The organism is Sneathiella limimaris (assembly GCF_012932565.1).
GTDB classification, from domain to species: Bacteria; Pseudomonadota; Alphaproteobacteria; order Sneathiellales; family Sneathiellaceae; genus Sneathiella; species Sneathiella limimaris.
In genome coordinates this window covers 709,093-733,938 of sequence record NZ_JABBYJ010000001.1, presented here as the reverse complement: position 1 = coordinate 733,938, position 24,846 = coordinate 709,093, and the positions used below count along the sequence as shown (strand labels likewise).

Here is a 24,846-nt window from a genome sequence, read left to right as displayed (position 1 = left end):
TGATGCAGACTGTTACCCAAGATGCGGATGTTATCCGCATCGCCAATTGCAGTGGCTTTTATGGGGACAGATTAAGCGCTGCCAAGGAGATGGTTGAAGGTGGACCTATTGATGTTCTGACTGGCGACTATCTGGCCGAACTGACCATGTCCATCCTCTTTGGCCAGCAGCGCAAAAATCCGGAAGAAGGATATGTTGGTACATTTCTGAAGCAACTCCGTGACGTGCTGACGACCTGCCTCGAAAAAAATATCAAGATTGTCTCTAATGCTGGCGGCCTAAATCCTTCTGGCCTCGCTGCGGAGGTGGAAAAACTTGCTGCTGAATTGGGCCTGGATTGCAAGGTTGCCTATGTGGACGGAGATAACCTTATTCCCCGACTACCAGATCTTCTGAAAAAGGGAGAGCAGTTTACAAATATTGATACAGGTGAACATCTAAATCCTGACAAAGTGAAACCAGCTACAGCAAATGCCTATCTCGGGGGTTGGGGTATAAAACAGGCGTTAGATCTTGGAGCAGATGTCGTTATTGCCCCCAGGGTAACCGATGCAGCGGTGGTGTTAGGTCCTGCCGCGTGGAAGTTCAATTGGTCCAGGACCGACTACGATGCGCTTGCAGGGGCGGTTGCGGCAGGTCATCTAATTGAATGCGGCGCTCAGGTTTGTGGTGGAAATTACGCCTTCTTTGAAGAGGTTCCTTCTTTCAAAAATGTCGGCTTTCCAATTGCAGAGATTGAACGGGACGGCAGTTTCACCATCACAAAGCATGATGGCACTGGCGGTCTGGTCTCTGTCGGAACCGTCACAGCCCAGTTGCTGTATGAAATCAATGATCCTGCTTACAAAAATCCGGATGTTATTAGTCATTTTGACACCCTAACACTGGAGCAGACCGCTCCTCACAGGGTGCGGGTTAGCGGATGCAAAGGAAGCGCCCCACCAAAATCCCATAAAGTGTGCTTTAACATGATGGGTGGCTATAAAAACAGCATGGAGCTTTTACTGACGGGCCTGGATATCGAAAAGAAGGCAGAGGTATTTACCGAAACCCTATTTGATCTGGTTGGGGGGAAAGATCAGTTTGATGAGGTCTCTATAGAGCTAATCAGGACGGATAAGGAAGAGGCAACTTGCAACGAAGAAGCGTTTGCGTCTCTTCGGATCTCAGTAAAGTCGCAAAACCCAAAACTGGTCGGCCGCATTTTTTCAGCCAAAATCATCGAACTGGCGCTGGCGAATTACCCCGGTTTTGCGGGTCGCGGAGCTCCTGGCGGTGGCGGACCATTTGTGATGCACTGGCCAGCATTGATCGATAGCTCCCATATTACTGAAAAGGTTCATTTTAACGGGGATACTATTGAAGTCCTTCCAACCAGTCAGCTTGAGCCCGATGAGTTTCTCGCCCAGAGCGTGCCCGTAGATCTAAAACCAGAGCCTGCCGGGCCTTTGGAGAGCATTCATTTCGGCCGAATTTTCGGGACCCGATCTGGGGACAAAGGGGGTGCTGCGAATATCGGTGTATGGGCAAAAACGGATGAGGCCTATTCATGGCTTTATCACAACTTTACAGAAGAAAAATTCAAAGCCCTAATGCCCGACGTGGCAGGTTATGAAGTAAAAAGGTTTGATCTTCCGAACATTAAATCCCTGAATTTCATGATCTATGGAATCCTGGGAGATGGGGTTGCCGCCAACAACAGAATTGATGGCCAGGCCAAGACTATGGGGGAATATTTACGGTCCCGAAAAATAGAGGTCCCTAAAAGCCTGATACCGAGGCAGGAAGTCGCTTAATGGAAACAACATTGGCATATAAACACCTGACAATTAAAACCCACCTCGTGATCAAAGAACCCTCTCATGACGTCAGATAGTCCTTATACTCAACGGATGTCTCTTTATCTGAAGGTCGCAAATGTCCTTCGAAACAGAATCCTGACTGGCCGGTGGCGAAAAGGGGATCAACTGCCAAATATAATGGATCTATGTGATGAGTTTGACGTTGGCAGAATAACTGTTCGTCAGGCGCTTCATTTATTGGCTGATGAAGGCTTTATCGACAGCAAACGAGGAAAAGGAACCTTTGTCATTTCTGAGACCGGTTCCGGCGAGGCGAAAAAGCCTCGAACGGCTCCGTTTTCCAGCACGCCTCAAAAAATAGAAATCATCAGTATTGGCGAACCAGAACCGTTACCCAGTCGCGCAGTATACGGCTTTAAGACCTATGATCGATATGTCTGTGTGCGCAAACTTCATTATCATGAAGAATACCCATTCTGCCTGATGGATATCTATGTTGAAGAGACTCTTTTTAAGAAGCTTCCCTTAGATCAAATGACGAAAAAGACCATTGCGGCTCTCATCCATAAATATTCGGATATCCCGATTAATAGCGCTAAGCAGATCCTTAAGATCGGAATTGCTGATTATGAAAATGCAGCAATCCTGAATGTGGACATGTCTTCCCCAATCGCCGAATTTGACCGGTTATTCTGTAGCGAGGACGAACATATCATCTCGACAGGACATTACCTTTATCGAGGAGATTTGTTCCAAATGGAAACTGATCACAAAGGTGACCCAATTTTTGACATGCCAAGTGGATGGATGCCAGAACTGAAAACCCAATAAAAAAACCCGGCTAAAAGCCGGGTTTTCTTTTCTGTTGTTTTACCCTTATCAGGCAACACGAACTTCGTGAAGGAAGCCTTCAATATCGCGTTTCAGTTTCTGAGAAAGTTCATCGAGGCGAACTGAAGCAGATTGCACTTCCTGTGCAGCTGCCCCTGTCTCACTCGCTTTTTCAGAGACCGTACCAATTTTCTGAGAAACCTGGTTTGTACCATTGCTGGCTTCCTGAACATTCCGAGAGATTTCGTTGGTTGCCGCACTTTGCTCTTCAATCGCAGAAGAAATTCCAACTGTTGACTGACGGATGCTGTTAATCACAGAGTCAATATTCGCAATCGCAGAAACAGCACTTTCCGTAGCGTTCTGCATATCATTGATCTGCTGAGCAATTTCCTCAGTAGCCCGAGCGGTCTGATTTGCCAAGCTCTTCACTTCAGAAGCCACAACCGCAAAGCCTTTACCAGCATCGCCAGCACGTGCCGCTTCGATCGTCGCGTTTAGCGCAAGCAGGTTGGTCTGCCCGGCAATGTCATTAATCATATCAACCACTTCACTGATCTTTTTAGCAGTATCGGCCAGTGTAGAGACTGAATGAGTGCTGTTGCTAGCTTCAACAACCGCTTTTTCAGATACCTCATTAGCTTGCTGGACCTGACGACTAATCTCATTGATAGACGAACTTAGCTCCTCGGCTGCAGAAGCAACGGTCTGCACGTTCTGTGAAGCTTCCGTGGAAGCAGAAGCCACACCTTCTGCCAACTCCTGAGAGCTACCGGCAGTATTGGACATGGTGTTAGCAGTTGCTTGCAATTCACGGGTTGCCAGTGAAACAGTTTCCATCACCTGAGAGACTTCCTGCTCGAAATCAGCAATCAGTTTAGCAACATGGTCCGCACGCGCCTGCTTCTCAGCAGCCTCACGCTGTTCACGTTCACGCTCAGCCGTTTCACGCTTGAGTTTTTCTTCCTGAGCAATCCGCTCTCTTTCGGCTTCTTCCTCAGCATGTTTTTCAGCTTCAGCCTGCAAACGTTCTTGCTCAATAGCATTTTCTTTAAAGACCAGAACGGCTCTCGCCATTTCGCCGATTTCATCCTTGTCTTCATGGTTGGGAACGTCGACTTCCTTGTTACCCTGAGACAGCTCAGACATGACTGTTGTCAAATTCTGTACAGGAACCCGAATCATTCGGATGACCAAGAAAGTTACGCCCGCAGCAATGAGAAAAGCGAGGACACTAATCACAATGAATTGCTGGACACCGCTTTCGCCATCCGCGATCGCTGTTTCAAACCGGTCTTTTCCTTCGGCCTGCCAAACCTTCACCAATTCATCAATAGTTTTGTACAGAACTTTAAACTTATCATCAGCGCTAACCATCATGACAACAGCAGTCGCTGGATCAATCTCCGTCATTTCAATAACGGTCTCAACATCTTTACCATACTCAGTCAACTCGCCTTGTAGCTTCTCAAGAAGTGTAATTTCCTGTTCTGAGTATTTTCCATTTTCGATGAAATCAGCGAGACTCTTGTTTGCCCCTTGTAGATAGGCCAACAATTGTTTGCGGAATTCTGCGAGAATGGCTTCATCAACACCGGCACCCACCTGAGAAATCAACCGGAATAGATTTCCGTTAAAGGCCTGCAGATCCCGCTGGAACCGGTATGCTGCACCATTTTTAGACTCCGCCTGCGTATAGAGCACTTCCATAGTATCCAGGTTGCTCTGACTTTTCGAGATCGACAATATGCCGAGCACAACAAGTGCTATGACAAAGATTATGGGAGAAATGAGAAGCTTTTTAGAGATGCTCAGATTGCGTAATTTCATGGTTTTTTCCCTAAAGGAACTGAATCACACCTGCCATAGACTTGATCAGATTTTACGCAAAGACCCCGCCAAACAGCTATGAACCAGTACATTTTAAATACTCGTTTATCACTATGTGGCTAAGTTAAGTATAGACTTCTTAAGCCTTTCCTAACAAAGCTCCACAAAAGAAGAAAAACACCAAAAAAATGTAAAAACTCAGGCTGCAATCGGTTTACCTAGGACTTTTAGGATATGATCTGGATCCTGCAACTTTCTAATATTTGCGAAAAGTGCTCCTGTGGGATCATAAGTTCGACTCAAAAGCTTTATCCATTGTTTGAGACGGCCTGCCCGGCGATGATCACTTTTCATTTCCAGAAGTAGCTGATTATAGTGAATCAGAAGAGCTTCAACGTCTGACCATTGAAACTTGTCGGTGAGCTCACCCTTCATCTCTTTTGCAAGACTTGGGCGGGCAATTGCACCCCTGCCAATCATAAATTCTTCGCAGCCACTGATCGACTTACATGCCTTAAAATCATCAGGGGTCCAGATTTCGCCGTTTGCTATAACGCGTATTTTAAGCTCTTCCCGAATTGGGGCCAAATACTCCCAATGAGCAGGTGGCTTATACCCCTCCAACTTGGTTCGCGCATGAACTGTCAATTTACCTGCGCCACCATCTTCAACAGCGTGGGCATTATCCAGATACAGACTTTTATCCTGAAACCCCAATCGCATTTTTGCGCTTACCGGAATATGATCTGGAACTGCTTTTCGAACGGCAGAAACAATTTTGTTTAATCGATCCGGCCACTGCAATAGCGTCGCACCGGCATCTCGGCGATTTACAGTTTTAGCTGGGCACCCAAAGTTCAGATCAACACCCGGCGCCCCTAATGCCACTACCTGCTCCGCACTCTCAGCCAGCAAACTGGCATCTCCGCCCATTAACTGTACATGGACAGGAACGCCTGCAGCAGTTTTGCCTCCGTCAAGTAACTCTGGGCAATAGCGATAGTAAACACTGGCTGGGAGCAATTCCTGACTAACCCGTACGAATTCAGACACGCAAAGATCAAACCCGCCAACCCGGGTCAGAATATCACGCATGAACTGATCAACGACCCCTTCCATCGGGGCCAGGGTTACTGTTTGCTTCATTTAAAGGCTCGCAGTTTTTGGCGCTGAATTGCGGCTTCTTCTATCACAAAATAGCTAATTGGGGATTCATTAATTGAGTTGTAACAAAATAATGTTAAATAGAGTGTGATTAAAAAAGATTTATAGAAACTAGGCAGTAACCATAGGGGTTGCTGAAAGGAAGAAATATGACTGGATTTCTGACAAACACAACGTCAGGACATGGTACAGCCCTCGGGCTCACCAAATACGAGACGGCAGATGACGCCCTCGCCGCAATCGAAACTCTTTATTCCGAAAATGTCAGCAAGATTAAGAAGCGCTTCAAGGCCTTCACCGAAGGAGATAACACAACTCCTTTGGACACTGCTTATTATCCATATCTTGGGATCGAGATTGGTGCCCAGGACATAAACCTAACGGGAAGGCTTGCATACGGAAACCTTCATTCAGCCGGAATATTTGGAACAACTCTTACCCGGCCTGAACTGTTTAAGAGTTACTACCGGGAACAGATTGAACTGATTATCAATAATCACGAGAAGCCTGTTTATGTGGGTTTAAGTGACCGCCCTATTCCGCTTCCGTTTGTTGTGGAAAAGGCATCTTCCGATGTATCCGCCGCAGATGTGCCATCCCTGCAAAGTATTTTTCCGATGCCAGATTTGGCTAATATTAATGATACTATTGCGAATGGAACCTATACACCAGCACCTGGCGATCCATACCCGCTTGCGCTCTTCACTGCGGAGAGAGTTGATTACTCGCTCCTTCGCCTTTCGCACTATACAGGCACCTCACCAGAGCATTTTCAACGCTTTGTTCTCTTTACCAACTACCAGCGCTACGTGGATGAGTTTATAGAATATGGCAAAGATCAGGTCAAAAATGGTGATCAATACAGAGCTTTCGTAGAACCGGGTAATGTGGTCACAACAAACCCTAACCTTCAGGGTGAAGAAACAGAGGGCGGCGTTGCCCCATCTCACCTCCCTCAAATGCCGGCCTATCATCTGGTCTCTGACCACCATGAAGGAATAACATTGGTCAATATCGGGGTCGGCCCGTCAAACGCGAAGACAATTACAGATCACATCGCGGTATTGCGGCCCCATTGCTGGTTAATGGTCGGTCACTGTGGAGGTCTCCGCCGGACCCAAAGTCTCGGGGATTATGTGCTGGCACATGCCTATGTCCGGGAAGATCACGTTTTGGATGAAGATATTCATCCGTCGGTCCCGCTTCCGGCAATTGCGGAAATTCAAGTGGCCTTAACGGATGCAGTTGCTGCCTATTCTGATGGTCAGGCAAACAGAGCCCAGCTAAAAGAACATTTCAGAACCGGAACGGTTTATACAACTGATGACCGGGATTGGGAGCTTCGGCATAAGGAACTTGCGCAGCGATTTAACCAAACCAAGGCAATCGCTATCGATATGGAGTCTGCAACAATCGCCGCAAACGGTTTTCGCTTCCGAGTTCCATATGGAACCCTGCTTTGCGTATCTGACAAGCCTTTACATGGCGAGATCAAACTGCCCGGTATGGCAAACAAATTCTATCAAGACCGGACAGCCAAACATCTGCGCATTGGAATTGAAACCTTACGGATGCTCAAAGAAAATGGCATTGAAAGCATGCATTCCCGAAAACTCAGAAGTTTTGATGAACCGGCGTTCCGCTAATCAAGTATAGGATATATGAGGCAGGATAAGATCCGCCAAATGATCGCATAAATCTGGAGATAGATCATGTCCCATACCTTCAACCAACTCAAACTGGCTATTCGGGATATGGTTGGCGACATCCTCACCACACGCAGGCTGGACCAAGGTATCAGCACTACCGTGAATAACGAGGGTTCTTGCTGTAATTCTTTTCAGTTCTTCTCTTCGGGATGGCGCGGCCATGACAGCCGAATACTGCCGCATATATCCTCCCGGACTGTAGCATCGGTCAATACAGGCTCCAATATGGGCTTCAAGCGCTACTTTATTCCACGGATAACCGGTACTCCCAATAACCGAATTCACTTTGAGCCCAAAATCAATGATATCTGATTTTTCCTGGCTCTGAGGTGCCGATGCCAAAACAGCGCCAGCTTCTTCTGTGGGACCGGGAAGAGACGGATCTGAGGAAGAGGACATGATAGAAGTCAGGCTTAACGCCCGATCTGGATAATGAATAGCAAGAAGCTGAGCAATCATACCACCCATTGACATGCCGACTATATGTGCTTTCGAAATTGCAAGATTATCAACCAAAGCAACAACATCTGCAGCCATGTCTGTTAGGTGATAAGGAACGTCAGGCTTATTTCCGGCCAATTTTGCCTGGAAGATCTCAACGGGATTGGGAATACCAAAATGATCCAGTTTTTCAGACAATCCTACATCCCGATTATCAAAACGGATAACTTGAAAACCCTCGTTTGCCAGTTTTTCACAAAAGGCACGCGGCCAATCAATTAACTGAAACCCAAGACCGGCTATCAAGATGATCACAGGATCGCCCTGGTTTCCGATAACCTCATACTCAAGCTCAATCCCATTACAACTCGCCTTTACCATATGCCCCCCTTAATTATCCCTGCTCCAACAAAAAAGCGGACCAGCTAACTAGTCCGCTCTTATCCTAACTGGAGGCTGAATTACAACCTTAGCTGCTGGATTTGATCCAGCTTTCGATCTGTCCTTTTGGAGATGCCCCAACTTTCGTTGCTGCAACCTCACCATTTTTAAACAGCATCATGGTTGGAATATTCCGAACACCGTATTTGGTCGGTGTATTTGGGTTCTGATCAATATTGATTTTGGCAATCGTGACCTGACCACCCATTTCGTTAGAAAGCTCTTCAAGTGCTGGCGCAATTGCCTTACAGGGGCCACACCACTCGGCCCAGAAGTCTACCAGAACCAATCCATCATTTTTGAGTACATCATTTTCGAAAGATGCATCTGTTACATTTGTTGTAGCCATTATGCTCTCATCCTGACTTAAAAAATACCGCGCCCACCGAAGTGAAAATCGCATATCACTTTTCTGATACTTACGTATCCCTTGCGTCTCCGTCAAGTGGCTGTGACTACATCATGTGTCTGGAAGACTCATCATATGGGGCCCATCTGTCCATAACAGGCCGCATTTAATCCGTTTTTCAGGATAGAGTTTTTTTAGAGCGGTTCGATAAATTTCCATTTGCCGAAGATAAACCGATGGCACATCACCAATATCTGTTGGAGAAGGCCGGTTCGTCTTGTAATCAACAATCAGAATCTCCTCCTCACCAATTAACAATCGGTCTATCTGTCCTGACATAATCCGATCCCCCATCAACGCTGTGACCGGAACCTCTGCCTTACTACCAGGGCCAAATATTTCTCCAAACTCTGGATGATCCAAAACACGCATCGTCTCTTCCAAGATTTGTTGTTGTTGATGCTCTGACAATCCGTGGGTTGGACGTGCAAGCCAGTTTCGGGCTGTCTCTACCCTGTTCGCTGGCAAGACAGCCGGTAAGCTCTCCAACAATCGATGAATGATCAAGCCTCGATGAAACCGATGCCCATCATCTGTGCCGAGCGGGGAACGAACAGGCGGCTCTTCATCCTCACGAGAAGGCGTTAGCGGTTGTGGTGGGAAAGGCTCTGCGGCTGGTGGCTTTGTTATCCATTCTGGAAGCGCCTCACTAGGCACAAATTCGGAAGTTTCGGGGACAACTTTCTTTTCATTAACAACAGTTCCGCTTGTGCGGCGACGTGCAACACCACCAAAAGGAAGCTCAACTTCCTCAATAGGGTGATCTGATCCGTCTGAAAACGCCATATCCACCAAATCATACCAACAGCCGGAGGGTCTCGACTGCTTGTTTTCCCAACCACAAATGTAGAGTCTGTCCTCTGCCCGGGTCAGGGCTACATAGAGTAATCGGCGCTTCTCTTCCTCAGTACGCGCTTTCAGTCGATCCCGAACACCGGCGGTAAATTGATCAAAATTTTCTTTTCGCACTGGCCAAAGCGGGGTCGCTACGTCGCCTTCCGCCCATATGACCTGACTGGAACGGGGCGGGGCAGATCGCTGACAGGTATCTGGCAGGAAAACTATGGGTGCCTGCAGACCTTTAGATCCATGAACGGTTAAAATCCTAACCTCGTTTCGACCTTGCTCCATATCTCGTTTAATCTCAGCCCCACCAGATTGAACCCAGTGAAGAAACCCCTGCAACGAACTGGTTTCGGACTTCTGATAGGTGAGAGCCAGAGACAAAAACTCCTCAATGGGATCCAGCGCCTCTTCACCCAATCGAGATAGCAATTTTCGCCGGCCTTGATCGCGACCCAGAATTTCAGCATAAAATTCGTACACGGGAACAAAATCGGCCCGAGAAAGCTGGTTTTTCAAAAACTCCACGGCATCTGCATAGCGCTTTTTCGACCCCGCCTTGTCTTGCAGGGCAGACCAAAGACTTCCTTTTCGACCATAGGCCAGATCAAAAAGGTCCATATCATCCAGTCCACAAAAAGGGCTCTTAAGAAGGCTCGCAAGATTGAGGTCATCTTCCGGCAACAAGACAAACCGTCCAAGTGCAATCAAATCCAATACGGCCAACTGTTCGGTCAATCGCATCCGATCGGCGCCAGCCACCGGGATAGCATGGGACTTCAAAGCCCTAACGAGTTCATCGAATAAGGCGTTTCGACTTTGCACCAGTATCATGATGTCTTTTGGGGCAATCGGACGGTTAGCGGAGGCCAAAATTTCACCGCGAGACATCCAGTCCTTTATCTGAACTGCTATGTTATCTGCCAGTTTGGCTGGCGGACTGACGGTGAAGCCTTGATCCACTGGAATTTCCCAAGGGTCCTCGTCCTCTCTCGGTTCCGGCTTTACGACGGGCCAAATTTCAGTATGTCCAATCTGATCCATCCGGTGAATAAAATGGCGTACTTGTTCAGCGCCAAACGTAACCCCCGAACGAGCTTCCTCTCTGGCAAAGACTTCATCTACCAAAGACAGCACTGCATGTGTGGATCGGAAAGACAACTCCATCGGAACCTGTTGCCAGCTTTTGTCCGCTACCCCTGCCTTCTTCTCAAACAAACGCCGCATGTAATCAAACGCTGCGGGATCAGCCCCCTGAAAGGAATAGATGGACTGTTTCTCATCTCCTACAACAAAAAGGGTCCTCCCCTGATCGCGAGCCGTATCACCACTAAAAAACTCTGCGGTGAGCGCTTTGATCACCTCCCATTGTTCAGGGCTGGTGTCTTGCGCTTCATCGACCAAAATATGATCGATCCCGCCATCCAACTTATACATCACCCAAGGTGTGACATCTTGTTGGCTCAAAAGATCCCGGGTCGTCAAAATTAGATCATCAAAATCAAGTGCGCCGCGTCTTGTTTTTTCCCGCTCATATTCATCAAGTAACCATCGACCTAACACCAGCATCGCCTTTGTACTGGATAAAACCCTAATCCGCCGGCACTGATCCAAGATATCCAACAACCGCTCTGCCTCTGCCCTCATAACCTCCAAGATATCAGGCATCGCGGATACAGAGGCTTTGCTTGCAAGAGTACTATCCGCTTTTCTTTTTCCCTCAGCAGTCAGATAGGCTTTCAGATAATCTTCAAAGAGTTGGGACCGATCCTGCGGGTTGGCTAGCCAATTGCTCATTCTCGCCGCATTGTCCTGATCCCGTTTTCCACCGGCGTTCAAGACTTCAACAGCTTGACGTAACGAGGTCGCGTCAAATGCAGTTTCATCACTCGCTTTTTGAAGGATTTCTTCTTCAGTCAGATTTTGATCGGCACCTAACAAATCCGCAATATGTTGCACTGCACCATTTATGTCTTGGGCTGATTGAAAAAACCGCTTAAATCGACCTCTCCGGCTACTCAAACCCAGCATCAGATCGGAGAAATCCTGTTCATTTATTTTTTCACTGACGATCTGAAGCGCAGTTTTCAGGGCTTCTTCCCCCGGCCCTTGAGAATGTGACAACAACCTGTCCCGACACACCTCCATTATTTCGGATGCGGTACGATCGTCCAGCTCCTGGAAGTTAGGAGAGATCCCTGCCTCCAGTGGAAACCGCGCCAGAACAGATCCACAGAAGGAATGAATAGTTTGGATTTTAAGTCCACCCGGTGCATCCAACACATTGGCAAATAATTGCCGCGCACGGGTCACCTCTTCAGGACTGGGGCGATATCCTTGCAATTCCTCAATGGCAACGATGAGTTCCGCTTCATCCTTAACAGACCAATCACCCAGGGTTTTGTTAAGCCGGTTCGCCATCTCAGCAGCGGCCGCTTTGGTAAAGGTAATACACAAAATCCGCTCTGGCGCTGTCCCGCCAAGCATCAAACGCAAGGTACGATCCACCAATACCCTTGTTTTCCCGGATCCAGCTGAAGCTGAAACCCAAACTGAATGGGTAGGATTTGCAGCCTGTTGCTGCGCCTTAATTCCAGCCAATGTCATTGAGGAAAAAGAGCTAGTCATCCTGCCCTCCCGACCATTCTCTCAGGCGGGATAAATGCTCATAGTCATTAAATCGGTCTACGAAGTCTGGTCGAGGACGCACGAGATAAGGCGTTGCCTCTTTATCAAACTGGGCGATCAGGCGACTTAACCCTTCATATGCGGCTTCAGCAAGCTCTGTTACCGGCACTTTTTTGGAAGAATGTTTGACTTCTCCTGCTGGCTCACCACCACTTAATCTCAAATACAGAAGTTCAATCACACTTGCAGATTTCAAATCTGTAAACCCGCCCCTTTCAATCATGGCTGCCTCAAGAGACAACTGTGGAGATATCCCGGTTTCAACCTGTTTATCCGATGGAACTGATCCCGTTTTATAGTCAATAACGGAGACTTCACCATTTCCATTTTCATCAATGCGATCTGCGGTTCCTGAGAGAGTAAAAGACCCCTTGGGAGCTGGAATATCGATCGTTCCCTTTGCCTCTAACAAGGTTGGTTTGAAAGTCTCTCTCCGCTCCCGTTCAAACTCAACAAACCATCGCGCTATTCTCTCAAATCTTGGCCACCAAAAAGCCCAGACAGCTGGATAGGCAAGGACATCAGCAAAAACCTCCCCCCCGATTTTTAGCAACCTTTCTTCAGCGTCCGCAGGAAGATGGTCTGGAAAGCACTTCACGAATTTCTCTAGCGCTTCATGAATAAGAGTACCTTTTTCTGCCCCTCCTGGAGCCATGCCGATCTCATCAAGTGGCTTCAACCCCAGTATGGCATCCGCAAATATGGAATACGGATCCTTTATCCATTTCTCGATACGCGTGACGGACAGTCGTCTTGGTCGCGCAAACAAGGGTGGTGTTGGACGCGGCGGGTCTACAGGCGCGATGGTAACAGGTCGGTCCAGCCTATTTTGCCAATCCTGCAAATTTAAACCTTCAGAACCGGATAGGCTTTCACCGTTTTTTCGAAGCAGGGTTTCAATCCGCAATAACCAGCGGCTGGGAACTGTCGGAGCACCGTCCAGTTTTTCGGCGCGTGTGAGGATAACCTCCTTCGCACAAAAGGCCTGCTGGAAGTCATGAGCCGAAAGACCAATTTTCTTTTCTGGCAAGGGAAGATTAAAATCCTGCCGCATGGGCCTGCTCATCCATGGATCGCCAGCTTGTTCTGGTGGCCATATCCCTTTATTCAGCCCCCCAAGGATCATACGATCTGCCCGCTGCAATCGAGCCTCAATTGGTCCCCAAATCTGCAGGCGAGGATGTTGACCATACCGACTTCGAACCATTCGCCCAACCATAAGGCTGTCCAGAAGTTCTGCCCAACTTTCTGGGTTTATCTGGCCCGCAATATCCGAGGCTCTTAACAGCTCAGAAATAAACCCTGCCGCACTCTCTCCAAAATGCCCATACCAAAGATTTGTATCCCCGGTTTCTGCAAAAACAGAAAGCTGTTCGGCAAAGCGGACATGTGATTTGACCAATAACTCAAAATCCACTTGAGGTTCCGTCATCAAGTCGGAAAATGGCCGCACCAACTCACAAAACTCCTCAAACCAAGCAGCCAGTTCATCAGAGATTTCACCATGCTGCTGCTTAAGCTTTACAAGAGCCTGTATACCTGAAAGACCCTCAGCAGGCCGCGGCCCCCTAAGGACTTTTCGCTCTAATTCTCGGATCAGCTGGCGAAACGTTCCTTTCGGATAATCCATCGCTGAATATGGATGCTTTAAGGTCGATAAAAGTACCAGAGGATCAAACCGCTCTGCGACCAGACGGGCAGTCAAGCGCAAGAAAATCCCAGGCGGTGATTGGTCTAAACTCGAACCTGCACTGTCATCAACCTCTAAACCCCACCGTTTCAGTTCTGCGACCACACGGCGTGACAAGTCTCGATCCGGCGTCACCAGGGCCGTAGTTTTTGTCGGATCTTCCAACGATTGCCGCATGGCAAGCGCAATTACCTGTGCTTCAGCCTGTGCACCGGAGCAGTTGATTTGAATAACTCCACCAAAGTCCTTCACAGCAGGGATATGCGTATCTTGCCACTTGTCCGTTGTAGATGCCGGGCGCATAGCCTCAGAGAGAAAAGCAGACCGGTCAGTTGGACAATTTTGCAAACCTTCAAGCTTCAAATCCGGAACATCTTCGCGCGAAACACCCATTTTCTGAAGCAGTCGTGATAATCCGTATTGAGGATGGCTAGGATCCTTTTGAACGATTTCCCAACTTTGCTCATCCAAATGTTTATCAACGCCTGGTAAAACAACAGTCCCGTTTGGAAGAGAGGCAACGAGGCACAACATATCGGCTGTCGTTGGAATGGAACCAGTTGAACCAACGGCAAAAATTTCTCCATCCGGAGGATTGGTTTGCCATTCTTCTATCTGCAATCTAAGAAGCAAATCTCGACGGCGAGCAGGATCTATCGCACCTTCTTCTTCCAGTATACGAGGCCATACATCGCTAATGATTTTCAAAAATTCCAGTGTCACTTGCCAATGCTCTGCATACTCAGCTGGCACCAGCTCTTTCAGACCATCAAGCTCTAGCCCTTCTGTTTGAACCTGGTCCAAAAGACGTGAAAGCTCTATGGCAAGTCCAGCGGCACGAGACAGGTCGTAGGCTTCTGGGTCCCGTGTAGCTATGAGACGGGATAGCAGTAGCTGACGCCGAAGGCTTTCAATTGCAGGGGGAAGCTCAAGCGCTTTTTGCTGATCTCCACTTAAGTCGCCTTCCAAAGCAAGTTCATCTTCATCTACATCTCCAAGAGGTCTCATTCTTGGAAGAAGTAAAGGTTTCCCATGGGTTTCGCGCAAAAAAGCATTCTGCAATGCCCTTGCCGCCCGGCGGGTCGTTGTTAAAATGGTAATATCACCAAGTTTTGTTAAATCTGCCTGATAGCGATCCAATAGGTACCGGGCCAAACAATCCACAAAAGGATATTCTGGTGGAATATTCAGAACAGAAGCTTTGATTTCACCAAACTCAGTCACTGGATTTCAGATAACCTTCCGCCTCTTGGAGCGCCGCTTCAGTTCCGACATGAAGCCACACCCCATCATGAACTGCACCATAAAGCCTGCCCCGTTCGGCTGCTTTATCAAACATAACATTCATCGAAAAGGCACCCGTTTCTACACCCTCAAAAAGGCTTGGTGATACAATTTGCAATCCAGCGTAAATAAAGGGTGCCTGTTTCCCTGGATCCGGACGATGTAGCCGTCCCTCATCATCAAGATCGTAATCACCGGCTCCATCATAACCAAACGCAGCCTCTTTGGGTTGCAACAGAAGGAGGATATCCATCTCTTGCTCATCCCAGGCCTCAATCAAGTCTTTCAAGGAAGTTTTCAAACGATTTTGAACAATGATGTCCGAGTTTAAAACAGCAAAAGGCTGCCCTTTGAAAAAGGGTAGCGCCTTTTGGACACCGCCTCCCGTTTCCAAGAGCTCCGCCCGTTCATCAGAAATATGTATGTTAAGGTCTGAAATCTGCTCCACGTGAGCCTCGATCTGCTCCGGCAAATAATGACAGTTTACCACCACATCCTTGATACCCGCGTTACGGACCAAATCGAGACTGTAGTCGATAAGAGATTTCCCTCCCACTTTGACCAGCGGCTTTGGAATACGATCTGTAAGAGGTCTCAACCGCTTGCCAAGGCCTGCAGCCAACACCATTGCTGTTGAAACCGAACGTCCGCTCACAAGGGCACCTCATCCATATTGTTTCCCAAGGTCACTTTGATCCAGTGCTTCAGAGCAACCAAATCCGGATGTGCCAGGTTACTGTTCAGATATCCCAGTACCCTCGGCATAAATCGGGAATATCGATCCTTGTTCTGTTGCTTGGCGAGCCTTGTAAAAACTCCCAAAATCCGAAGGCACCTGTGAGCCCCCAGTATGGAATAGCTTCTCATAAACTCTTTTTGATCATAATTTGTTCTGGATACGTAATGGTCTACAATCGACGTCGCCAGTTCTGTAGAAACGGTTCGGCGAGCGTCCTGTAACAATGAAGCCAAGTCATAGGCCGCCGGCCCTGTCATCGCATCCTGATAGTCAATTAAGCCAAGCTGGCGAAGCCCCTTACGTCCCTCTAAAAAAAACAGATTTTCTGCGTGAAAATCCCGATAGAGAAAAACTTCCTGATCCTCTGAAAGAAGCTCAAAGAGTTCTCTCCAAATTTGCTGGAAGAAAAAGCGAGCCTTGTCGGGCAAGGACTCTCCCAAAATGTTTGGAACATACCAATCTAAAAACAAGGCATTCTGGTCCAACACATATGATTGGGAGTAAAGTTTCAAACCTGTTGGCGCATCCTGCTTTGTTAGATCTACGAGAAAATCTGCAGCAAGCGTATAGAGTTCCATTTCTCGCTCAGGCGCTGTTTCCAGAATTCGCGCGAAGAGTTCATCTCCGAAATCCTCAAGCAACAGCAGACCATCCTTGGACCCGTCTACCAGGATTTCAGGTGCGCTATACCCCCAATCTTTCAAAATTTCCGATACCTTGAGGAAAGATTTAACACTTGATTGATCCGGATCCTGCATCAGTATCGCCGAATTGCCATCAAGCGAAATGCGCTTGTAACTCCGACTTGAAGCATCACCTGCTAGTTTTTGGCGCGCAGCCCCAGCAAATCCCCCTCGTTCAATAAACGCATCCACTGAAACTGTCATGCTGTTTGACGCCCCACCAGCTCTTGCAACCGCATCTTCCAATTTGCATTACCCCTAAGTCTGATGGTCCGGCTATTAACATCTTCATTCAATTCAATATCAACTTCCAACGCATTTTGCGGAGCAAGATCCTCAAGACGTTCTACCCACTCCATCAAAGTAATAGCGGACTCGTAGGCGTCCTCTACATCCAGCTCCCAAACTTCTTCCGGGTCCTCAAGGCGATAAAAATCATAATGATAGATTGGCCCGTTGGTGCCTTCATAAGTCAGAAGTAGATTAAATGTTGGGCTCGGAACCTCAATATCCCCACCACATAATGCCCTGATTAAAGCCCTGGCAAATGATGTTTTCCCGGCTCCCAATGTTCCTTTTAGGAAAACGACATCTTTTGTCTTCAGATAAGCGGCAAGCTCCTTTGCAAAGGCAGCCGTCTCCTGTTCAGATGTAACGGTATGGCTAAGAATGAGTTCTGTTGACATGAAAAGAGATTAACTGGGTTTTGTCTCCAGGCACAGACTATTTGGTAACTGGCAGTAAATAGTTGTTCCTACATTCTCTTCAGATGCCAGCGTGACAGTCCCACCATGCATTTCGACAAAGCTTTTAACCAAAGAAAGACCGATGCCTGCACCCGCATTTTCCTGGGTCGTATCTCCCTTGGCAAATCGCTCGAAAATCCGCTTTTGTGACTCCCTAGAGATACCAATACCCGTATCTTTGACTTGAATCAGAATTCCCTCATCATTTCGTTCCGCTATCAATTTCACTTCACCGCCTGGATCTGTGAACTTGATGGAATTGCTGAATAGATTAAAGATCACCTGCTTGATCCGACGTTCATCGAGAGTTGCCCAACCCAGATCATCTGAAATTTCAAAATCCAGGTTAATTCGGCGCTTACGAGCCCGGTCATGAACGAGAGTGACCACATTGGCAAGAAGCGCATGCAGATCTACTGGTTCCAGTTCCAGTTCGATCTTACCAGCCTGAATATTGGCCATATCCAGAATATCATTGATCAGATGCAACAGGTGATTGGAACTGTCGAGGATACCTTGCCCATATTCGGTCTGTTTCTCATTAAGCGGTCCAAAAAACTGCTTCACTAGAATTTCAGCAAATCCGATGATCGTGTTCAGCGGTGTACGAAGCTCATGACTCACGCTTGCCACAAACTCTGTTTTCATTCTATCGGCAGCTTCCAAAGCCTCGTTCCGCTCTGTCAGCATCCTCTCCACCCGAAGCTGGTCGGTTACATCCAGATAGGTGAATAGAACATTTCCATCAGGGAGCGGCACTCGGTTATAATTCACGATCCGATCGGTAAGGTGCTCCAATTGCCCTGAAAACGCATCCCGGCGAGTCACATTTGCGATATATCGATCCCTCAGATCCCTGGCATCCTCCATCTTCCATTGCTCAAAGACTTTGTCCACCAGCACGGAAATATGGATGTCTTCTTCCAGAAAATCTTCTGGAATTCCCCAAATCTCACTGAAACCAGCGTTAAAGAGCTTTAACCTGGCATCAGAACCGAACACAGCAACGGCTTCATACAAATTGTCCAATGTCGCACGCTGAACGGCAGTTTGAGTATTATGTGCCCGCTCCAGGATCATCTTGTCGGTGACATCCTCAAACATAAAAAACAGCCCCCCCTTGGAGTGGGGAGCGATCACCGTTCTCAGCATTGTCTCGTCCGGAAGCTGAACCAGCTCTTCCTGGGTTTCAATCAAATTTGTGAAGAGAGCTTTTCGCTTGGATTTGTAGGCAGAAAAATCAGCCTGCTCCGGTAGCCGGCGTAACTCTCGTTGTTTATCCAAAACCTCCAGGATTGTCGGACGCTCTTCCAAAAAGCTATCACTTAGCTTCCATAGTTTGACATATGTTTGATTGTAAAAATCGAGACGCAGGTCAGGGCCGTAAATTGCAATGGCTGTGGTAATATTTTCAAGAACACTTTCCTGACCGCGCATGTGCTCGTTGATATCCTGGGCCATCTGTTCCTGAAGCGTTACATCTTCTGCAAAACCAGCAAGCTGATTTTCGAACTCCAGCGGAACTTCAGAGACTTTATAGCTATGAAGATCTCCTCCAACGACGAACCGCCGGATCTCAGATTGTGGACTTTGTGTAACGCGTGCACGAGCCGCCAGTTTACGCGCCTGATCTGGTTCCCGCTTGGATGCCAATTCAGGAATATCACCGATAGAGTTGGCAGAACCCACTATCTCTTCAAATTGTGTGTTGTGCCAGATGATCCGGGATTGCTGATCGCGGCGCCAGATCGGATATGGAGCTGCATTGAGAAGATCAATGTAGTCATCCCGTTCCGCGCGAGTATCCATCAGTATGGATTTTGTATTCAAAAGCTCTTTATCTTTTTCTTTTTTCTCGGCATGGGCAAGTTCAAGTTCCTCTTCGAGAAGTTTCACCCGTTCAGAGATTTGGTCGCTTTGCGTTAAGAGCGACAAAGCCTTCTTCCGCATGACATAAAGTGCCATCGCCAAAATAATAACGATTAGGACTGTCAGCCAGATAATGACCAGCTCTGTGGATGAATAATCAACTTCCATCGCTTTGGTCCAAGACCTCTCCCCTTTTGCCATTCAGTCACCCAAATAACCAAACAGCATCACTACCGGATTCCGTGTTATCAAATAATAGTGAAGAAGATCAAACTTTTATCTCTTTTTTGGGAAATCAATATAAAAAAGGCTGGCATGTGTGTTTGCCAGCCTTCACTTCATGATATTTTTTCAAACTTAGTAGCGATAATGCTCTGGTTTGAAAGGACCCTGTTGATCAACACCAATATAGGAAGCTTGCTCTGGGCTCAGAGTTGTTAATTCAACACCCAATTTACCCAAATGTAGGCTCGCAACCTTTTCATCCAGATGTTTCGGCAGAACGTAAACTTCATTCTTATAGTTTTCGTGGCGTTCCCAAAGTTCGATCTGTGCCAAAACCTGGTTAGTGAATGACGCGCTCATCACAAAACTTGGATGTCCTGTGGCACAGCCAAGGTTAACCAGACGGCCCTCTGCCAGAACAATAATGCGCTTTCCATCAGGGAACTCGACTTCGTCAACCTGCGGCTTCACATTATGCCAAGGATAGTTGCGCAAGGCTTCAATCTGAATTTCAGAATCAAAGTGACCAATGTTGCTAACAATCGCCCGATCCTTCATCTGGCGCATATGCTCAATTGTGATCACATCGATATTGCCAGTCGTTGTCACGAAGATATCGCCGAGTGAAGCAGCCTTATCCATGGTTACCACTTCGTAGCCTTCCATAGATGCCTGCAAAGCGCAGATCGGATCAATTTCTGTCACCAAGACCCGTGCGCCCTGGGACCGAAGTGAGGCGGCAGATCCTTTACCAACATCGCCATAACCCGCAACAACAGCAACCTTACCGGCAACCATAACGTCTGTTGCCCGCTTAATGCCATCCACTAGGCTTTCACGGCACCCATAAAGGTTATCAAACTTTGATTTGGTCACGCTATCGTTCACATTGATTGCTGGAACTTTCAAGGTTCCGGCTTTCGCCATTTCATAAAGGCGATGCACACCTGTTGTTGTTTCCTCAGATAGGCCTTTTACATCGTTCAGATATTCAGGATATTTGTCATGCATAATCTGGGTCAGGTCCCCACCATCATCCAAGATCAGATTTGGGCGCCAACCATTCGGGCCCTCAATGGTCTGCTCAATGCACCACCAGAATTCTTCCTCGCTCATGCCTTTCCAGGCAAAAACCGGCACACCAACGGCAGCCATCGCAGCGGCGGCCTGATCCTGAGTGGAGAAAATATTACAGGAAGACCAGCGAACTTCTGCACCTAGATCAATCAGGGTTTCAATCAGAACCGCTGTTTGAATTGTCATGTGAAGACAACCTGCAATTCTTGCCCCTTTTAGCGGCTTTGTTGACCCAAACTCTTCGCGCAAGGCCATTAGCCCAGGCATTTCTGTTTCTGCAATTGCGACTTCTTTACGTCCCCAATCAGCGAGGGAAAGGTCCGCTACCTTAAAATCTTCAGTATCAGCCATGGAAAACTCACATTCTTTATATGGTGTCTCATGTGAAGACGGCACCAAGCGTCAACACCATCTATGCTGGCTATATAGCAAACACAAATCAGACAATCAACAAAATATATAAAGACATCTTTATATCTTGATCAATTGAAGAAAATTCAACCGCTCTAATCAGCTGTTTCTTCTTCTTGGTCTTCACCAAATTTATCAGTGACAAGACTTTCCAGCGCTGAAAGTGCCTCTTCTGCATCTGGCCCAGTCACAGAAACATTTATCGAAGAGCCTTTCGCCGCGGCAAGCATCATCAAGCCCATTATCGACGTGCCGGACACATTGTTTTCATCCTTCGTCACAATGATATCAGCTTCAAAAGACTCAGCACATTTCACAAATTTTGCTGCCGCGCGCGCATGCAAGCCACGTTTATTTTCAATGAGAAGGCTTTTTCGAAGCGTTTTGGTCATTGCAGAAAATCGCCGTGTTTCAGGAGTTATTTGCCAAGAGATGAGAGGCGACATTGATATATTTTCGCCCGGATTCTTGGGCTGCTGCAACAGCTTTTTCCATGTCATTTTCCCCGCGCAGGCTGGCCAATTTAATCAGCATAGGGAGGTTGATGCCGGCTATAACCTCAACATTGGCCTTGTCCATAACAGAAATTGCCAAATTGGAAGGCGTTCCACCAAACATATCTGTCAGCAAAATTACGCCCGTACCTGTGTCAACTTCTTTGACAGCATCGAGGATATCCTCACGGCGCTTCTCCATATCATCATCAGGACCGATGGAAATTGCTCGAACCTGCTCCTGCGGGCCAACCACATGTTCAGTTGCCGCGACGAACTCTTCAGCCAGCCGGCCATGTGTTACCAATACCATTCCAATCATACCATACGCCTCTAGTTAGCAAGCTTTGTTAGAACCTTAATTCAGGTCCCGATGCAAGAGCTGGGTAAAATACCCACTTTTTTTAATGTGGTCATGAATAATTTCAGACACACATACAGATCTATGCCGCCCACCTGTACATCCAATGGCAATTGTCAGATAAGACTTACCCTCAGACAAGTACCTCGGCATCAGCAAATCGAGCAGATCCTTTAACTTAGTGACAAACGCTGAAAATGCTTCATCTGTCCTAATATATTCAACAACATCCGAATCTTGACCCGTTTTTTCCCGCAGATCCTCATTGTAGTAAGGGTTTTTCAGAAAGCGCATATCGAAAACCAAGTCAGCTTCTCGGGGGATACCTTTCTTGAACGAAAACGACATCACAGTTGTTGTTAGCGCTGGGTTTTCGTCCAAACTGAAACGCTGAATTAATTGATGGCGCAACTCTGGCAAAGAGAGAAGCGTCGTATCAATGCAGATATCAGCCTCTGATCTTAGCCCCTTAAACAGACCGCGTTCTGCCTTTATCCCATCCGCAACTGGCCGATCTGAAGCCAGGGGATGTTTGCGCCTGGTTTCGGTAAAGCGCCTTTTTAGAACCCCGCTATCGCATTCCAGAAAGACAAGATCAACCTGACTGTGGGTTTCAAATTTAAGTCGATTGGTCAGTTCCAATAGTTTTTCAACACTAAACCCCAATGTCCGCGTATCGACGCCCACCGCAATGTTCATGCCGCCTTCACGGCTAATTTCCATCACCAGCGGTGACAACAAAGATAAGGGAATATTATCAGCAACTTCCCAGCCCAAATCTTCAAACTGTTTTAAAGCAGTGGATTTTCCAGCTCCGGAATACCCGGTAATCAGCGCGATACGGGTCTGCTCTACCTGTTCCATGCTAGGTTATAACTCTTTATGGATCGAAAACACCTCAGTCTAAAGAGGGCCATATCTGAGACAGACGGTCAAGCGCCAATCTGATCCGATTCCCATTTGACCGATAAGACGGATCCAAATTCATCAACGCGATATCGATATTCTCAAAGCAGGTTGTTAATGGCGGATCGGGAAAACGATCAATCTCTGCGCAAGGCACTAAATCGCAACAAAGGGTTACTTGGACGCCAGATACATAGGCCAGGTTTTTTATCACTCCAAGTCCCCGGACCTCCATCATCCCTTTCAGTTGTTCCGGCGTATGTGCCCAAAGGCGGCCGTTTAACGCCTGTAATTCGACATAATCATCTGAAACGAGCCGGGCACCAGAGCCGATTAGTTGAAGTGCAAGATCCGATTTTCCAGCACCTGACGGTCCACGGATTAAAATGGCTTTCCTATCAATCGCAACCACTGATGCATGTTGCTTAATCACTAAACTTAAAGCTCCCTTTTCTTTTCAAGCTATTTTGGCAGGCGAACTGTGAATTTAGCACCAATTATTTTTCCCTCAGAACTCATCCGGTTGGACGCAAGAATAGTGCCGCCATGTGCTTCGACAATTAATCTTGAAATACTGAGTCCCAGCCCAGAATGATTTCCAAAACCTTCGCTCTTTGGACGTTCTGTGTAAAACCTACTGAAAATAGCCTCTAGCTTATTTTCAGGAATGCCCGGTCCCTGGTCCTCGACATCGACCTGAACCCAATTCTGGCCTTTAAAATCTTTCTCTTCATGAACCCGAACGAGAACCCGCCCATTTTCTGGTGAAAAGGAAATCGCATTCTCTATCAAGTTCCGAAAAACCTGGCCAAGGCGGCCGGGAACACCCTCTATCAGGATTTCAGGGGTAGAGATTTCAACTTCTACAGTCACGTTATTTCGAGCCCGCTCTCCGGAATAGAGCCCAACAACGCCGTCTGTGACTTCGACAAGATTAACAATTTCGCCTTCAGTCCGTGAAAGTTCTGCATCCAGTCTGCTGGCCGACGAAATATCCGTAATAAGTCGGTCCAATCGCTTTACATCACTGGAGATCACTTCCTGGAGTTTCTGGCGTGTAGCTTCATCCTTAACCCGTTCAAATGTATCAATTGCCGTCCCAAGAGACGTCAAAGGGTTTTTAAGCTCGTGAGAAACATCTGCTGCAAATGCCTCAATTGCATCCATACGATCATATAAGGCTTCCGTCATCTGACGATAGGAAACAGAAAGATCGCCAATCTCATCCTGGCGATTAGAAAAGTCCGGCATGTCCACACGGCGCCCAATACCCAAACGAACCTTGTCTGCGGCTTCCGCCATTTCCTGGACAGGGCTTGCAATCGTTCGAGCGAGATAAAGTGAGAGCAGCAATGTGATAATAACTGTAATCGAAAAAACCGTCAGCGTTGTAATCTGGGCCGATCGCACTGCCTCATCAATTGCATCGCCATTTTCCACCAGCATTAAGGCACCCAGGATCCTTTTAAAGCCCTGAACCGGCATAGCAACTGACAACATCAGGCGGCCATCCTCAGTCTGACGTATGACCCCACTAGCCTCACCGGTCATAGCCGCCTGGACTTCTTTAAAATCATCAGCAGAAAGCGAATGTTTGGTCGGAAAAAGCGGATAATCTCGGGAATTCGGGATGAGACCAGCTAAGAAGTCATAACTTTCTTCATAAATTTTTTGAAAACGGCTGCGTTGATCGGGCGGCGGGAGCGCTTCCAAAATTATTTCCCGGCCGGATGAGATCAGTAACCGACTATCCGCAACAAGAACCCCCTCTCGGTCAAACAATTTAGCAGGAATACCCGTTACAACCGACATACGGCGGAGGACCCGACGAATATTTCGACTATCCAGGTTGAAATAATTGCTGCCGCCCGTGAATGACATTTCGCCGAGAGCCGCCTCACCTAAGGCCCCGGCAATCATACGGCCGTTGGTTTGCAAAGCCTGCAGACGTGCCTCAATCAGCCCTGCGCGAAACTGATCCAGGTACAGAATGCCACCAGCCAGAAAGATTATGGAAAATAGGTTGATCGCCATAATTCGGCGACTCAGCGATGAAAACCGCCACCATCTCCGCTTTTGACGAATACCAGAGCTTCGCGATGAGTTTTGACCCACAGCTGCTTTTTCAGATTCCGATGAATAAACAGGGTCTCCTAATGACACAGTTGCCGGCTTATCTGTTGACTGATCACTCACTAATGGC

19 protein-coding genes are annotated in these 24,846 nt (G+C 47.5%); 3 read left to right on the top strand and 16 right to left on the bottom strand.

Features of this window, described 5'->3' with window-relative positions; genetic code table 11:
* Positions 1-2: 2 nt before the first annotated feature.
* Positions 3-1,796: an acyclic terpene utilization AtuA family protein gene (locus tag HH301_RS03485; RefSeq protein WP_169566693.1), complete on the top strand. Its 1,794-nt coding sequence runs from the start codon at positions 3-5 to the stop codon at positions 1,794-1,796.
* Positions 1,797-1,862: 66 nt separating this feature from the next.
* Positions 1,863-2,633 carry a GntR family transcriptional regulator gene (locus HH301_RS03480; protein WP_169566691.1) on the top strand — a complete coding sequence of 257 codons (771 nt, stop codon included), beginning with the start codon at positions 1,863-1,865 and terminating at the stop codon, positions 2,631-2,633.
* Positions 2,634-2,681: 48 nt separating this feature from the next.
* Here the strand turns inward: HH301_RS03480 and HH301_RS03475 are convergent, their stop codons facing one another.
* Together HH301_RS03475 and HH301_RS03470 are read right to left on the bottom strand one after the other, a co-directional pair.
* Positions 2,682-4,463, bottom strand: a complete 1,782-nt coding sequence (locus HH301_RS03475) for a methyl-accepting chemotaxis protein (RefSeq protein ID WP_169566689.1) — start codon at positions 4,461-4,463, stop codon at positions 2,682-2,684.
* 198 nt (positions 4,464-4,661) lie between these two features.
* Complete coding sequence (locus HH301_RS03470) at positions 4,662-5,609, bottom strand: tRNA dihydrouridine synthase (protein WP_206378146.1); 948 nt, start codon at positions 5,607-5,609, stop codon at positions 4,662-4,664.
* Positions 5,610-5,776: 167 nt separating this feature from the next.
* Here HH301_RS03470 and HH301_RS03465 point away from each other — a divergent pair, with 167 nt between their 5' ends.
* Positions 5,777-7,273 carry an AMP nucleosidase gene (locus HH301_RS03465; RefSeq protein WP_169566687.1) on the top strand — a complete coding sequence of 499 codons (1,497 nt, stop codon included), beginning with the start codon at positions 5,777-5,779 and terminating at the stop codon, positions 7,271-7,273.
* On the opposite strand, the gene HH301_RS03460 is transcribed toward HH301_RS03465, so the two are convergent.
* The 14 genes from HH301_RS03460 to HH301_RS17835 all read right to left on the bottom strand — a co-directional run bounded on the left by HH301_RS03460 (position 7,274) and on the right by HH301_RS17835 (position 24,839).
* Positions 7,274-8,158: an alpha/beta fold hydrolase gene (locus HH301_RS03460; RefSeq protein WP_169566685.1), complete on the bottom strand. Its 885-nt coding sequence runs from the start codon at positions 8,156-8,158 to the stop codon at positions 7,274-7,276.
* An 88-nt stretch (positions 8,159-8,246) separates the two neighbouring features.
* Positions 8,247-8,567, bottom strand: coding sequence for a thioredoxin TrxA (trxA, locus tag HH301_RS03455; RefSeq protein ID WP_169566683.1), 321 nt, complete (start codon positions 8,565-8,567; stop codon positions 8,247-8,249).
* Between the two features lie 111 nt (positions 8,568-8,678).
* Positions 8,679-12,098, bottom strand: a complete 3,420-nt coding sequence (addA, locus tag HH301_RS03450) for a double-strand break repair helicase AddA (protein WP_169566681.1) — start codon at positions 12,096-12,098, stop codon at positions 8,679-8,681.
* Positions 12,091-15,072, bottom strand: a complete 2,982-nt coding sequence (gene addB, locus HH301_RS03445) for a double-strand break repair protein AddB (RefSeq protein WP_206378145.1) — start codon at positions 15,070-15,072, stop codon at positions 12,091-12,093. Before addB ends, addA begins: the two co-directional genes overlap by 8 nt.
* Complete coding sequence (locus tag HH301_RS03440; protein ID WP_206378144.1) at positions 15,065-15,787, bottom strand: sugar phosphate nucleotidyltransferase; 723 nt, start codon at positions 15,785-15,787, stop codon at positions 15,065-15,067. The genes addB and HH301_RS03440 overlap by 8 nt, the downstream gene beginning before the upstream one ends.
* Positions 15,784-16,800 (bottom strand): aminoglycoside phosphotransferase family protein, encoded by a 1,017-nt coding sequence (locus tag HH301_RS03435; RefSeq protein WP_169566679.1) that lies wholly within the window; start codon positions 16,798-16,800, stop codon positions 15,784-15,786. The genes HH301_RS03440 and HH301_RS03435 overlap by 4 nt, the downstream gene beginning before the upstream one ends.
* Positions 16,755-17,240 carry a tRNA (adenosine(37)-N6)-threonylcarbamoyltransferase complex ATPase subunit type 1 TsaE gene (tsaE, locus tag HH301_RS03430; protein WP_169566677.1) on the bottom strand — a complete coding sequence of 162 codons (486 nt, stop codon included), beginning with the start codon at positions 17,238-17,240 and terminating at the stop codon, positions 16,755-16,757. Before tsaE ends, HH301_RS03435 begins: the two co-directional genes overlap by 46 nt.
* A 9-nt stretch (positions 17,241-17,249) precedes the next feature.
* Complete coding sequence (locus HH301_RS03425; RefSeq protein WP_169566675.1) at positions 17,250-19,370, bottom strand: sensor histidine kinase; 2,121 nt, start codon at positions 19,368-19,370, stop codon at positions 17,250-17,252.
* Positions 19,371-19,526: 156 nt separating this feature from the next.
* Positions 19,527-20,822, bottom strand: a complete 1,296-nt coding sequence (gene ahcY / locus HH301_RS03420) for an adenosylhomocysteinase (RefSeq protein WP_169566673.1) — start codon at positions 20,820-20,822, stop codon at positions 19,527-19,529.
* A 155-nt stretch (positions 20,823-20,977) separates the two neighbouring features.
* Positions 20,978-21,274: an HPr family phosphocarrier protein gene (locus HH301_RS03415; RefSeq protein ID WP_169566672.1), complete on the bottom strand. Its 297-nt coding sequence runs from the start codon at positions 21,272-21,274 to the stop codon at positions 20,978-20,980.
* A gap of 19 nt (positions 21,275-21,293) precedes the next feature.
* The gene (locus HH301_RS03410) at positions 21,294-21,698 is read right to left on the bottom strand and encodes a PTS sugar transporter subunit IIA (protein WP_169566670.1); all 405 of its coding nucleotides are present in this window, start codon (positions 21,696-21,698) and stop codon (positions 21,294-21,296) included.
* A 36-nt stretch (positions 21,699-21,734) separates the two neighbouring features.
* The gene (gene rapZ, locus HH301_RS03405; protein WP_169566668.1) at positions 21,735-22,601 is read right to left on the bottom strand and encodes an RNase adapter RapZ; all 867 of its coding nucleotides are present in this window, start codon (positions 22,599-22,601) and stop codon (positions 21,735-21,737) included.
* 34 nt (positions 22,602-22,635) lie between these two features.
* Positions 22,636-23,076, bottom strand: a complete 441-nt coding sequence (locus HH301_RS03400) for an HPr kinase/phosphatase C-terminal domain-containing protein (protein WP_169566666.1) — start codon at positions 23,074-23,076, stop codon at positions 22,636-22,638.
* A gap of 29 nt (positions 23,077-23,105) precedes the next feature.
* Entirely contained in the window at positions 23,106-24,839 is a 1,734-nt protein-coding gene (locus HH301_RS17835; RefSeq protein WP_169566665.1) for a stimulus-sensing domain-containing protein, read from the bottom strand.
* Positions 24,840-24,846 lie beyond the last annotated feature (7 nt).